The following is a 12,797-nucleotide window of genomic DNA, read 5'->3' on the forward strand; positions in this document are numbered from 1 at the left end:
GCGGGGCTGACCGATGAGTCCGGCCGCTATGCGGGCAACTCCACGTCACCGGCAAGAAACTCTTTTCCGATCTCGGTCATTTTTCGGAAGCGATCATTGATCGATGGCACCTCGCCGGTGGTCGCCGTCATCGACATCGCAGCGGCGGCCATTTGGGCAGTCAGTTTCGGATCCGGCGGGACTTCTTCGAACTCCGCCGGCGCCATACTGCCTTCGCTCCAACACGCCGCCGCGGCGACCAAACTGGCGGCATTGGCGAATTCAAGTTTTTCGGCAATCGCCATCGCCGCGCGGCGGTTTTCTTCGCTGGGATCCTTCAACCACGCCAGCGTCACGTCGAGCGCGGCTCGCTCCTCGCTGGTCAACTCTCGTGGAAAGACTTCGTCGACGGCCCGATACGCCCAATAAATGGCTTGTCGCTTGGGGAGGTACAGCGAGAGGATTCGGATCGCGTCGGCAAACAGGTTGTTCTCCGTCAGAACCTGAAAAAACTCTTCCGGCGAATGACTGGGACGAAAGAGCTGCAACGACTCTTCCTCCAGGTCGGTCATTTGACACAGTTCGACGGCGGAGCGTTTTGGCTCGACCGGTTCCTCAGTCGGTGGCTCGTCGGGCGTGTGCTTTGGACCGCCGGGGCGTTCCTTGACCACGGTTCGAAGCATCGTTTGCCCGGCGACGATCTGATCGCCGTCGTCGATTGACGCTTCCGTGACGGGTTCGTTATTGACAAACGTCCCGGCGGAACCCGACAGATCGCGAACCAGGCATTGTTCGGATTGGCAGTCCAGTTCGAAATGCACTTCGGCCATCTCTCCATCTTCTGGAAAACAGACATCGGCAACGTCACTCCTTCCGAACCGTGCCCGTTCGCCGGACTGCAGCGGGATTTGGCGACCCAGTGCCGGTCCTGCGGTGACCTGAAGAATGACTCTCATGACTAGAGATCCGGAAAGAAAGAAGGTGGATCGAGGACTGGGAAGCGGATGGACGACGAGACAAATGTGCGGGGCGGATCAGTTAATTTGCACCAGGCTACCCTTCACAGTCACCATGCTGCCGGAGACGCTTGCCATGGGAGCTTTGAGGGTCGCCGACGCATTACCTTGGACCAGTACCTGAGGCGCCTTGATCGTGATGCCCGAGTTGTCGATCTTGATGCTGCTTCCTCCGACTTTCAGCAGGATCGACTTCGCCGCTTCGGTCTTGTGTGCACCTGATTTGACCTGCAATGAGTCGTCACCCGTGGTGACCACCGAGGTGCGATTGCCGGTCTTGATCGTCAACGCTTCATCGCCATAGATGGTTGTCGAGCGTTTTCCTTTTTCGATGGCGATCGTCGCGTCACCCTTGCTGACCGTTTGGGTAAAGTTCTTGAGGATCGTGATGGTCTGGCTGCCGTCTTGGGCGCCGGCGTCACCGATCACGACTTTTTGGTTGTTGAAAATTTCGATCAGCTGATCGCCATCGTCTTTCTTTTCGAAACCGACTTTTAGGGTGTCGTTGTTTTCGACGACTCGTTCAAAATCTTTTTCGGCGTGAAAGTAGACTTGTTCTTCGCCCTTCTTGTCTTCGAAGCGAAGCTCGTTGAAGTTTTGGTCGGTCGCATCGGACGAACTATGGGTCTTGATGCCGCTTTGGGTCCGGTTGTCCGGCAACTTGTAAGGCGGCATCTCATCGGCGTTGTAAACCCGACCGGTGATGATCGGCCGGTCGGGATCGCCTTCGAGAAATTCGACAATCACTTCCTGGCCGACTCGCGGAATGTGAATCGACCCCCACCGTTTGCCGGCCCAGGATTGGGCGACACGGACCCAGCAGGAACTATTTTCGTCTAATTTCCCCTCGCGATCCCAATGGAATTGAACTTTGACGCGTCCGTACTTGTCGGTGTAGATCTCCTCGCCCTGTTTCCCAACCACAACCGCCGTCTGCGGGCCACGAATCCTGGGCAAGGGCGTTTGGCGCTGCGAGCGAAAGACTTGACTACTCTTGATCGCCTCGAACGAGCATTCGGGCAAGATTCCGGCTTCGGATTCTCCCGACCCGTAGTCGCTCGTGCTCAATTCCAGATTGGTCGCAACCGTCAAATACTCCTCGTTTTGATCGCCGCGAAAATGACCGGCCAGGGTGAACAACGATCCGGTTTCAAAACCGAGGACGTTGGAATTGCCTCTCACTCGTTCGAATCTGGCCTCTTGTTCTTCGATGCGTCGCTGAGAGTAGCTCACCCCGTCTGGCGCTTTGGTGTATTCACCGGGGTAGTCAAACATCTCAAACTTCGACATGTCGTGCTTGAGAGACGTCTTTGACGTCGCCAACAGTTCTGCCCTGGGGCTTTCAAAATTATAGTCGTTGAGGACATACGCACCGGTTTGGACCTCTTTGCACACAGACCAATGATGGACGTGCTCGATTTCCCGCAACCGCCCTTCATCGGGTGGAAAAAACGGCACGGTCGCGTAGCCGTTGGCCGGCGAATGCGCCGAGACACCATCGGCCAAAACCATTTCGTGTTTTGATTGCTCGTGTGTGAAGTAATAGTAGATCCCTTCCTGTTCCATCAATCGATTGACGAAATCGAAATCGGATTCGCGGTACTGAACGCAATAGTTCCATCGTTGATAGGTTTCACCGAACCGTTCGACATAGTCGGTGAACCCATGATCGCGAAACACGGTCGTGATGATCTCCGGGACCGTCATTTCCTGAAAGATTCGGCAGTTGGTGTTACGAGTCAAGAACCACAGCCAAGGCACCAAGGTGGCGCGGTACACCGAGAATTCACCGTGGCTTCCCGCCCACGAAAAACGGTTGATCAGCCCGTGGAAGTGACGCGTCGAACCATTCGGACGCAACACCGAGACGCAAGCCGGTGTGCCGAGCAGGTCATCGAGGACGATGTTGTGATCGGTCGACAAGAGATCCAACGAAAATTCAAACGGACTTCCCAGCCGTTCGAAGGCAGACATGCGATGGAACAGCAGCTTGTCCAGCCCGGCCTGTGTGGTGACTGCAATCCCGCGGTTGATCTGGGACGGACTCATAATTCAGCTAATCTCAATGCGCCAGAGCAGGGACAATCTGTAGTGGCCGGATTGTACAGTATCAGAGGACTGCAGCACCAGACTGCGACGTGCAGCCCGCTGCTTCCACGATGGCGTGCCGCCGGGCCAATCCTCCCGTGTGGAGACGGAATCTCGATTCAGTCGACAGGCCCGTTTCCGTGCATCACGTTCAGTTTTCTTTGACCGCTGTCACCACGAAACCGTGGACGGGGCGTTTCAGTTCCTGACGAAGGGTCACCGGCTCAATCGCGCGAACGGCGAGTGAGGCTCCATTGATGCAATCGGTGAGATAATCTTGCCGATGGCTGTATCTGCCGTGGGGATTGAGTCGATAGGGCGGCACGTCGTCTGCATCGGAAAGACTTTCGACGGTGAACAACAGCATCCCTCCCGGACGCAACGCCTTGGCCGCCGCGCCGATCGCCTCTTCGAGTGCTCCAAAATAGATCAGCGTGTCGCACGAGACGATCAGATCGTATTGGTCGGCGTGTTCGGACAAGTACTCCACCAAGTCGGCCTCGATCATTTCATCGTACACACCGCGCGCCGCCGCCTTGACCATCATTTTGGGGGACAGATCGATTCCGACCAGCCGCTTCGCGTAGGATCGCAAATCCTCGCCGCACAACCCAGTGCCACAACCGGCATCGAGCACCTGCATGTTTCCCTGCGGGCTCGCGACATCCGAGAGTGCGTCGGCAATCTGGGCCGGTGCCCGATAGTCCAACCTTTCCAGCACTTCGTCGAAACTGGACGCAAACACATCAAACGATTCTCGGACAAAGGCTTCGGAACAACGGTCGGGAATCTCTTTTCCCTCGCACGCAGCCAATATGTGCTTGGCGATCGGATTGTCGGGGTCAATCGCCAGCCACTGACGATAGACGATGATCGCTTCGTCGATTCTGCCGAACGCATACAGCGCCCGCCCCAAGTTCAAGTGGGACGTGCTGCGGTTCGGATCGATTTCGACCGCCTTTCGCAAGGCCACCAACGCCTCTTCCTGTCGCCCGCTGGCTTTCAACGCATTGCCAAGATTTTGGTAAGCGTCGGCATGTCGAGGCTGTAACTCAATGGCCGCCTCAAACGAAGTGATCGCCTCATCGGTCCGTTTGAGCGCGCGAAGCACGGCCCCGAGATTGTTGAGCGCATCGGCATGCTTGGGATCCGCCTCGATCACCTTTCGGTACTCGGCTTCCGCCTCGACAAACCGTTCGGACTCTTTCAGTACGTTTCCCAAGTTGTTGCGGGCACCGTGATAGCGGGGATTACCGCGAAGCGATCGCCGAATCAGCCGCACCGCCTCGTCGGAGTTGCCCTGCGTGTGCCGCAGCACGCCCAGAAAGTGCAGCGCATCGACGTTTTCGGGCTGCCGTTCCAACGCGCGTTGGTAAAGCCCTTCGGCTTCCGTCAAATGCCCACCCTGATGGAGCGAAACGGCTAACGAAACGACGTCCGCGACGGGTGGGAGTTGGGGTCGAGATGCCATGCAGACGGGTGACGTGTGAAGGGAAAGTTCGAGTCAATCAACGGGATCGGTGCTCAACCGACGGTCGAAACGCGCCAAAAACCCGACGAAACAAGGTAGGGACGAATCCGTGGCATCCAGACGTGATCCACAAAGGCACGCTGGGCCGCGGTCAGCTCACCGCCCGGCAAGTTCTCTTGGGGCGTGCGTTTGGGGTCGTAGTAATCTTCCAACGTGGCGATTTTCGCCTGTTCCGAAACACTCAGGCTCGCCGCGATCGAATCAAACAGATAACGGGGCGGAAGCGGGATGGCGGGACCATCAGGGTGTGTCGATTCATCTTGCACAGCATCCTGCCCAGCATCTTGCCGTTGATCCTGTCCGGCGCCACCGCTTTCGTCGTCGGCAACACCTTCGGATGGGGGCGGATCGCAGGTCGCCGCCTGCAACGCCTGCCGCAATGGGGCGATCGATTGATCGATCCGCACATCCTTGGGCGGAATCAGGGACAGGTCGCTGATACGCGCGGGAGCTGTCGGGGCACAGAACACGTCGTAAATCGCAATCGCGCTGACCGCTTGTGGACGCAGCTGGTATTCGCCAACGCAATACAAAAAAAGGACGTCGGTGTTAAACGAAAACACACAATGGGTGAGCAATTCGATCAACTCCCGACCGCCGCGTTGCAAGATGGTTTTGGTGCAAACCGGCACGTTGTTCAAGCCTCTGAGGATGTGATGTTGTCGTCGTCGCCGCGCTCGGCTGATTCCACGAACGGATAGCGTGTCACGTTTTGGGCGTCAATGACAGCCACCCGGGTGGACGGGCAGGATGAATCACCGGGATCAGCTCGATCGTAGTCGCTGACGGAAATCACAAAAACCTCCGGTGATGAATCCTGCAACTGGTCGAGGATCTCGTCGAGGCCTTTGCAAAGATAGCCGTTACAGACCGTGGATCGCATCTCTCGTGGCAATGTGCATCCTGTCTCGGCATGGTAGACGCAGGAATCTTCGTAGGCTTTGGACCCGATGCGAGACACGTAAGCGTCCAAGACATCACGCGGTCGCTGGTCCGGATGACGCTGCATGTATCCGAGTACAGTCTCCACATGAATGAACGCGTGGCCGCGGCCTTGGAAACAACAGTGGCCGCGACACACCGCACATCCGTTGCCCAGGATTGCGAGCTGGGAAGGCGACAAGTCGGCGGGTGTTTGGTTGCCGGCACCGTCATCTTCCAGTGTCGCTTTGCCGAAGCGGATGGCGGCCGCCCGGCTGATGACGCCCATCAAACGATCGATGAACGGGCGCAGCTGTCGCTTGGAAATTCCGACCAGCCGACGCTGATTGGAGGGCAGCACACCGAGTCGTCGATCGCCCCCGGCGGGAATCGAATCCGATTGAACGAGCGCTTGCTCGGCCATCGCGACTCGATCACGCAACTTTTTTCGGTGACGAATGTCTGCCTGTGCTTGCTGCCGCACCTGATGCGTTTTGCATTCGACGCGCGAGCAGCTGTTCCCGACCGCCTGCTCGGAAACCGTCAACAAGTTCCCGCAGACGACACAATGGGGCGCCCCATGCGACCGAAACGGTCCCGGCCTGGCCTGGGCGCCACCTGGTGGTCGCATGTCGGCAGATTGCGACGGTCGATGGATCGAACGATCGGGGCGCGACATGGTGCGGATCAAAAGATAAATGCGAAGCAGTCGGACAGATCAATGGCGTCCGTCGTTCATGGTAAGGGTTCGCTGACCCGCTGCCTACAGAGGTGCGGCCGGAACGATCACATGGCTGCAAGGCAACAGCTGCAAGGCAAGAGCTGCAAGGCAAGAGCTGCAAACAAGCGACGATCACGGTGTCACACCGGTGGGTCAGCCGATGTGCCGCTGGGCCTGATTGCCGTCGTCCGCTAAACTCGTTTTTCCGAAGACCGCCTGCGACAAACGGGCGGTGCAGTTTTTGTTGCTTTGTCCAAAATTCCATCCGGCGGAAAACCAACATCATGGCGAGTGAGGCATCGACCGAATCAAAAGAATTGCTGAAACAGGCCATCGCGTCGCATCGCGATGGGGATTTGACCCGCTCGGAATCTCTTTACAAGCAAGTTTTAGAACTCGATCCGAAGCAGACCGACGCGATGCAATTGCTCGGAGTCATCGCGGCCCAGTTGGGGAACACTCCGCTGGCGATTGAACGAGTCAACCAGTCGATCGCGATCAATCCCAATCAGCCAGGTGCACTCAACAATCTCGGCAACATGCTGGTCCGAGAGGAGCGGTACGAAGAGGCCATGGATGCCTTCGAGCGGGCGATCCATTTCGCTCCCGACGACACCCAGTCGCACTTGCATTTGGGGCACGTGTTCGGTTACCTGCACCGTCATCTGGACGCCTATACCGCGTACACCCGAGCCACCGAGTTAAGTCCTGAGGACGCAACGGCATGGCACTCGCTGGGTGCAGCATTTGAGAAGCTTGGCCGCCTGGATGACGCCGTCGAAGCCTACCAGAAGTCAATCGCGATCTCCACCGAGTACGTCGCGCCCCGAGACGGACTGGGAAGAGCATTGCGGCTTGCCGGGCGTCTCGACGAAGCCTTGGAAGTCTATCAACAATGGCTGGCGATGGATCCGGGAAACCCCATTGCGGAGCACTTTATTCTGGTCTGTGGCGCTCCCGAGAACGTTCCCGAGCGAGCTTCACAGGACTATGTCAAACAGACGTTTGATGGATTCGCCGATACGTTTGACTCGCTGCTTTCCAGACTCGACTACTGCGTCCCCGAACGATTGGGAAAGATCGCCGACTCGCTTGTCGCTGATAAAGATCGCGGCACGCTGCGAATCGCTGACCTGGGCTGCGGAACCGGACTCTGCGGCCCGTACCTGAGAGATTTGGCAAGTCATCTCGTCGGCGTGGACCTGTCGCCGATGATGCTGGCCAAGGCGAAAGAACGAAACCAGTATGATGAATTGGTCGAGGCGGAACTGACGCAATACCTGATCGACTGCTCCGAGCCTTTCGATTTGATCGTCTCGGCCGACACCCTGATTTACATCGGTGACTTGCGTCCGACCTTTGACGCCGCTGCGGCCGCAATCCGGGCCGGCGGAGCGTTGGTGTTTAGCATCGAAAAACTGGAATCGGAAACGGCACCAGACGATCCCGATCATTTTCGACTGGGAACGAGCGGCCGCTACCAACACACCGAGGCCTGCATTCGCAATTGGCTGCAAGCACGCGGGTTCACCGTCAACGCGTGCACCGAAACGGAAGTCCGCAAAGAAGGCCACGACAGCGTGACCGGATACCTGTTCACCGCCACACGAAACTCAACCGATTGATACTCAACTGATTGATATCGATTCGCCATCACCCCTGAAGGACTCTGATCCCGTGTTCTCCGATAATACGCCGACTCCCCTGGGAGCGAAGGAAGCGAAGCTCTTTCGTGACGTTTGCCAAGCCGCCGGCTACACCTCGCCCCAACTGGAGGAGCGTTTCGGATTGCTGGTGCCGCCGCCGAGCGACCGACTGCCCGCAACACTGGGGGCGAGACTGGACCAGAATGGAACGCCGCTGGATGTTCTGGCCAAAGCGTTTTTCCTGGGGACGGCGGTCGATACCGAGACGGCAAACGCACTGCTGCCCGATGGCTTCATTCGCTTGTGCCTGCAGTGCGGCTTGCTGATCGAAGACGGAACCGATTACCGCCCGACCGCCCTCGTCACCCCCGTCGGCACGGCACTGCTGGCCTCCGATCTGCAGCGGATCGAATACCAGGACGAGGAACAATTCGTGCCGGCGCTTTGCGACGCGGCACTGCACCTCAATGCTGTTGCGATACGCCAAAGCGTCGGCAAAACGCTCGACCTGTGCAGCGGGTTCGCGCTGCACGGCGTCCTGTCCTGCCCACACAGTGAAACCGTCGTAGCGTCCGACTTGAATCCGAGGGCAGCAGCGTTCGCCCGCTTCAACGCCGCGCTGAACGGTTTCGAAAATTTACGCGCCGTGACGGGGGAACTCTTCGACGCGGTGAAAGGCGAACGATTTAACCTGATCCTTGCCAATCCGCCGTTCGTCATTTCGCCCGACGCGATGACGACGTATCGATTCAACCCCATCGCATTGGACGGATTTGTCCGGCAGATGCTTTCGCAAGCGGCCGACCACCTGGAAGAAGGCGGCATCCTGCAAACGATCTGTGAATGGGTCGAAGTGCAAGGCCAGGACTGGCAAGATCGACTCCGCGGCTGGCTGGCAGATTCCGGTTGCGATGTCTGGATCCTGCCGGCCAATCGACAACTGCCGGCCAGCTATGCCCGTAACACTTTGGCCCAAACGATTTCCGACGAAGCGGAATTGGCAGCACAACAGGCGAAGTGGGAAAACTACTTTCAAGAGCAGCGGGTCGAAGCCATCCAAGGCGGCTTTCTCTTCATCCGCCGTCGAGCCGGCAAGAACTGGTTCGACGTGACACAAATGACCAAACCCATCCGCCAACCGATCGGCGACGCAATCGCCCGCGGTTTCTCCAATCGAGATCTGGCACTGAGTGACGACAGCGACGCGTTGCTGTCCAGCCGATTGACCGTGGCCAATGGCTTGCGTCAGGTCGAGACGTCGCACTGGAAAGAATTTCGTTGGCAACGCGACTCGATCGTGCTCCACCTCGACGATGGATTACCCGTCTCGATCGGCATCGACGAATACGTGCGCACGTTGCTCGAAATGTTTGATGGCAGCCGGCCCGTCTTGGAGTGCCTGGACCGGTTCGCCAACCAAGTGGGACTGGCGATCGAGACCGGGCGGAAACAGGGCACTGCCATGGTGCGCTCGCTGCTGAAGAACGGGATCCTGGTCGCGACGGGCCGCTGACGCTTACTGGTCGGCGCGAAACCGCTGGATCAGTTCACGGAGCGTCATCTCGTTGGCGTAATACTCTCGCTCCACATCGTTTTGCCCGTGCCAACGCAAGAACTCCAACAGCTCGGATTGTTTCAATTCCTGGATCAATGTCGGATTGATCGGATACTGGTAGCCGTGCTCCTGAATCTTTTCGCACACCTGAATCAACTCGGAAGGATCCAGCAAGTTGGCGGCACCGGCAACGACCAGTGCGTGGACACCAAACGGCGTCGGCGCGGGATTCTGGGTCAAGAATCGATCGACGACCTGCCAGACCGTGGCGACCTGCAGCGTCTGCCGCAGATCGTCCGCCGGCGGAACGCGCGTGCCCTGTGATGGTGCGGCGGAGGGCTTGGAACGGGTGACGATCTTTTTTAGCCATGCGAACATGAAACAAGCATAGCAACACGGTCGGTGCGCAGACCAGACGGAGCAAGACCGAAGCGCGCGGGGAAACATGAGTCGCGTCGAAAGCCGCTCGTCACCGCGATGAAGGCGGGGGCAAAAAACAAACGCGACCCGGTCTGTGCAGACTCGGGTCGCGTTCATGAATTCGTTGAGTGTGAGCCGGCAACGACCCACATGACTTAAGCACGATGGCTCAAGGTGACTTACCAGCCGCCGCGGCCTCCGCCACCGCCACCGCCGTAACCTCCGCCGCCGCCACGGTTTCCACCGCCGCCGCCGCCGCCACGGTAACCACCGCCGCCGCCACCACCACCGCCGCCACCACCACCGCCGCCACGCGGCGCTCGCTCTTGGGCTTCGTTGACCCGCAGCGGTCGACCTTCAAAGTCTTGTCCGTCGAGAGCATCGATTGCTTCCTTGGCAGCCTCGTCGGGCATCGTCACAAAGCCGAAGCCACGGCTTCGACCAGTCTCGCGATCGGTCAAAACAATCGCATCATCGACCTGACCGTACTGGCCAAAAATCTCTTCCAGCTTTTCCGTCGTTACGGCCCAAGCCAGATTTCCCACATACATCTTCATCGCTACTACAGCTCCAAATTCCGGAAGGCCTCATCACTCGGAGCTGTCCGCGACGCACAATAGGCGTCCATTTCGTTCTGAGAGTCTCGGTCTTCGATCTAGCCGGACAACGACAACCGTCGTCCGCACACGCGATAAGTGTAACACGATTTCCAAGTAGCTTGGGAGTGATTCTTTCGGGGATTACAAGTGGATACCCAAAAATATGGGTGATATTCTGTCCACCTCCGTGGTTGGGGCAGGCGAAAGGCGGGGGGCAAAGCAGCCGTTCCGCCCGTCATTGAGCGGTTTTTGTTCGTTTCCTCCGCTGGGCTTGGCGCCACAATGGACATAGATTGCGGTCCGCAAGTCGAAGACAAGCCAAGGAAAAAAGTTCATGAAATTCTGCCAAATTGGTCTTTTGATGGTCGCCGGATTGAGCATCGGATGCGGTTCCGGCAAGCCGACCGGGGCGCCAGGCGGTGCCGGAACCGGCGCCGTGGAGAAGTTGCAAGTGGTGGTGACCGTCGGGATGGTCGGCGATTTAGTCCGCAACGTCGGCGGCGATCGGATCGAAGTGACACAGATCTGCGGCGCCGGGGTCGACCCCCATCTCTACATGCCGACGCGTGATGACGTCCAGGACATCATGGAGTCCGACGCCGTCTTCTATTGCGGTTTGATGCTGGAAGGAAAGATGGCCGACACCCTTAAGAAAGTGGGACGCCGCAAACCGGTGTTCGCGGTGACCGACGCGATCGACCGCAGTCGCTTGATGTCCGGTGACGCCAGTCAACCGACTGACGGAAGCGAGGCGCACGGCGACCCCCATGTCTGGAACGACGTCTCAATGTGGAGCCAATGCGTGGACTTGATCCGCGAGAAATTGACCGAGTTGGCGCCCGAGCACGGAGATCAATTTGCGGAGAACGCCGCGGCGTATCGAACCGAGTTGGAGCAGTTGCACGCCTATGGACTGCGGGTCATCGCCACCATCCCCGAAGAGAGTCGCTTGCTGATCACCTCCCATGATGCGTTCAATTATTTCGGACGCGCCTACGGATTGGACGTACGGGGCATCCAGGGAATCTCAACGGAGTCCGAAGCCGGTCTGCAACAGATCAACGCGCTGGTTGATTTGTTGATCCGTCGCAACGTCAAAGCCGTCTTCGTCGAAAGCAGCGTGTCGCCGAAAAATGTCGAGGCCTTGATCGAAGGCGCGGCGAGCCAAGGGCACACGGTGACAAAAGGCGGCACCCTATTTAGTGACGCGATGGGGCGCGAAGGCACCTACGAAGGAACGTACATCGGCATGTTGGATCACAACTTGACGACCACCGCACGCGCGCTCGGCGGCCAAGCGGATCCCGGCGGATTTCAAGGCAAGCTGAGCGGCCAAACGAAACATTAACGGCGTCTCGCCAGCGGCGGCCGAATCCAACCATGCTGAACCCACCAGAACGAAATGATGACGCGAACCTGCCGACCGCGGCCCGGGACGATGGAACGGGCGCCGAGGTGCCGTTGTCGGTCTATGATCTGACCGTGGCTTACCATCGCAAGCCGGTGATCTGGGATGTCGGCTTCGACCTTCCCGCCGGCCAATTGATCGGAATCGTCGGCCCTAACGGTGCCGGCAAAAGCACCTTGCTCAAAGCCGTGATGGATCTGATCCCGCGGGCATCCGGTCGCGTCCGTGTGTTCGGCGATACCTATCGAGAAAACCGGCACCGGGTCGGTTACGTGCCGCAGCGTGAAAGTGTCGACTGGCAGTTCCCGGTCAGCGCCTTGGATGTCGTCGCGATGGGGCTGTACGACCAAATCGGTTGGTGCCGACCGGTTCGTAAGAAACATCGCGAACAGGCCCGCGATGCGCTCGGTCGGGTCGGGATCGGTGACTTGGCGGATCGTCAAATCAGCCAACTTTCCGGCGGCCAACAGCAACGCACGTTCTTGGCACGCGCCCTGGTGCAAGACGCCGACTTGTACCTGATGGACGAACCCTTCGCCGCCGTCGACGCCGCTACCGAACGGGCGATCGTCGAAATCCTGCGAGACTTGAAGGAACGTGGCAAGACCGCGGCGGTGATCCACCACGACTTGCAAACCGTTCCCGAGTACTTCGACCACGTGGTGCTGTTGAACATGCGCGTCGTCGCACAAGGCCCGGTCTCGCAAACCTTCACGCAAGACAATCTGCAAAAGACCTACGGAGGACGGTTGACGCTCTTGGACGAAGTCACCGAGGCAATGCGGAGACGGGAAAGTTCGCTTTGAGTGGTTCGCTGTTAGTGGTTGGCGGTTAGATTTGAGATTTGAGATTTGGATTGGGTGACGCAACGATGTGGCATGCGAAGACGAGCAGGAGGAACGCGTTGGCCGGG

11 protein-coding genes are annotated in these 12,797 nt (G+C 58.5%); 4 read left to right on the forward strand and 7 right to left on the reverse strand.

Annotated elements, in window-relative coordinates; all coding sequences use genetic code 11:
• Positions 1-26: 26 nt before the first annotated feature.
• From TBK1r_RS13400 to TBK1r_RS13420, 5 genes are all read right to left on the reverse strand, one after another.
• A complete protein-coding gene (locus TBK1r_RS13400; protein WP_145211269.1) occupies positions 27-935 on the reverse strand; it encodes an FHA domain-containing protein in 909 nt (302 codons plus the stop codon).
• Between the two features lie 78 nt (positions 936-1,013).
• Positions 1,014-3,044, reverse strand: a complete 2,031-nt coding sequence (locus tag TBK1r_RS13405) for a type VI secretion system Vgr family protein (protein WP_145211272.1) — start codon at positions 3,042-3,044, stop codon at positions 1,014-1,016.
• Between the two features lie 190 nt (positions 3,045-3,234).
• Positions 3,235-4,554 carry a tetratricopeptide repeat protein gene (locus TBK1r_RS13410; RefSeq protein WP_145211275.1) on the reverse strand — a complete coding sequence of 440 codons (1,320 nt, stop codon included), beginning with the start codon at positions 4,552-4,554 and terminating at the stop codon, positions 3,235-3,237.
• 53 nt (positions 4,555-4,607) lie between these two features.
• Positions 4,608-5,246 carry a hypothetical protein gene (locus TBK1r_RS13415; protein ID WP_145211278.1) on the reverse strand — a complete coding sequence of 213 codons (639 nt, stop codon included), beginning with the start codon at positions 5,244-5,246 and terminating at the stop codon, positions 4,608-4,610.
• A 5-nt stretch (positions 5,247-5,251) separates the two neighbouring features.
• Positions 5,252-6,214 (reverse strand): hypothetical protein, encoded by a 963-nt coding sequence (locus TBK1r_RS13420; protein ID WP_145211281.1) that lies wholly within the window; start codon positions 6,212-6,214, stop codon positions 5,252-5,254.
• Positions 6,215-6,540: 326 nt separating this feature from the next.
• On the opposite strand from TBK1r_RS13420, the gene TBK1r_RS13425 reads away from it, so the two are divergent.
• Together TBK1r_RS13425 and TBK1r_RS13430 are read left to right on the forward strand one after the other, a co-directional pair.
• Entirely contained in the window at positions 6,541-7,881 is a 1,341-nt protein-coding gene (locus tag TBK1r_RS13425; protein WP_145211284.1) for a tetratricopeptide repeat protein, read from the forward strand.
• Between the two features lie 52 nt (positions 7,882-7,933).
• Complete coding sequence (locus tag TBK1r_RS13430) at positions 7,934-9,415, forward strand: methyltransferase (RefSeq protein ID WP_419581312.1); 1,482 nt, start codon at positions 7,934-7,936, stop codon at positions 9,413-9,415.
• A 3-nt stretch (positions 9,416-9,418) separates the two neighbouring features.
• On the opposite strand, the gene TBK1r_RS13435 is transcribed toward TBK1r_RS13430, so the two are convergent.
• Together TBK1r_RS13435 and TBK1r_RS13440 are read right to left on the reverse strand one after the other, a co-directional pair.
• Positions 9,419-9,835, reverse strand: coding sequence for a hypothetical protein (locus TBK1r_RS13435; protein WP_145211290.1), 417 nt, complete (start codon positions 9,833-9,835; stop codon positions 9,419-9,421).
• 221 nt (positions 9,836-10,056) lie between these two features.
• Entirely contained in the window at positions 10,057-10,434 is a 378-nt protein-coding gene (locus TBK1r_RS13440) for an RNA recognition motif domain-containing protein (protein WP_145211293.1), read from the reverse strand.
• A gap of 376 nt (positions 10,435-10,810) precedes the next feature.
• Here TBK1r_RS13440 and TBK1r_RS13445 point away from each other — a divergent pair, with 376 nt between their 5' ends.
• Positions 10,811-11,824: a metal ABC transporter solute-binding protein, Zn/Mn family gene (locus TBK1r_RS13445; RefSeq protein ID WP_145211296.1), complete on the forward strand. Its 1,014-nt coding sequence runs from the start codon at positions 10,811-10,813 to the stop codon at positions 11,822-11,824.
• Between the two features lie 32 nt (positions 11,825-11,856).
• A complete protein-coding gene (locus TBK1r_RS13450; protein WP_145211300.1) occupies positions 11,857-12,690 on the forward strand; it encodes a metal ABC transporter ATP-binding protein in 834 nt (277 codons plus the stop codon).
• Positions 12,691-12,797 lie beyond the last annotated feature (107 nt).

This window comes from Stieleria magnilauensis (genome assembly GCA_007753675.1).
Taxonomy (GTDB): domain Bacteria; phylum Planctomycetota; class Planctomycetia; order Pirellulales; family Pirellulaceae; genus Stieleria; species Stieleria magnilauensis.

Bases quoted from the DNA above. Each gene is read 5' to 3' on its own strand.
- TBK1r_RS13400 (WP_145211269.1), bottom strand. From the start codon at position 935: ATGAGAGTCATTCTTCAGGTCACCGCAGGACCGGCACTGGGTCGCCAA.
- TBK1r_RS13405 (WP_145211272.1), bottom strand. From the start codon at position 3,044: ATGAGTCCGTCCCAGATCAACCGCGGGATTGCAGTCACCACACAGGCC.
- TBK1r_RS13410 (WP_145211275.1), bottom strand. From the start codon at position 4,554: ATGGCATCTCGACCCCAACTCCCACCCGTCGCGGACGTCGTTTCGTTA.
- TBK1r_RS13420 (WP_145211281.1), bottom strand. From the start codon at position 6,214: ATGTCGCGCCCCGATCGTTCGATCCATCGACCGTCGCAATCTGCCGAC.
- TBK1r_RS13425 (WP_145211284.1), top strand. From the start codon at position 6,541: ATGGCGAGTGAGGCATCGACCGAATCAAAAGAATTGCTGAAACAGGCC.
- TBK1r_RS13435 (WP_145211290.1), bottom strand. From the start codon at position 9,835: ATGTTCGCATGGCTAAAAAAGATCGTCACCCGTTCCAAGCCCTCCGCC.
- TBK1r_RS13440 (WP_145211293.1), bottom strand. From the start codon at position 10,434: ATGAAGATGTATGTGGGAAATCTGGCTTGGGCCGTAACGACGGAAAAG.
- TBK1r_RS13445 (WP_145211296.1), top strand. From the start codon at position 10,811: ATGAAATTCTGCCAAATTGGTCTTTTGATGGTCGCCGGATTGAGCATC.
- TBK1r_RS13450 (WP_145211300.1), top strand. From the start codon at position 11,857: ATGCTGAACCCACCAGAACGAAATGATGACGCGAACCTGCCGACCGCG.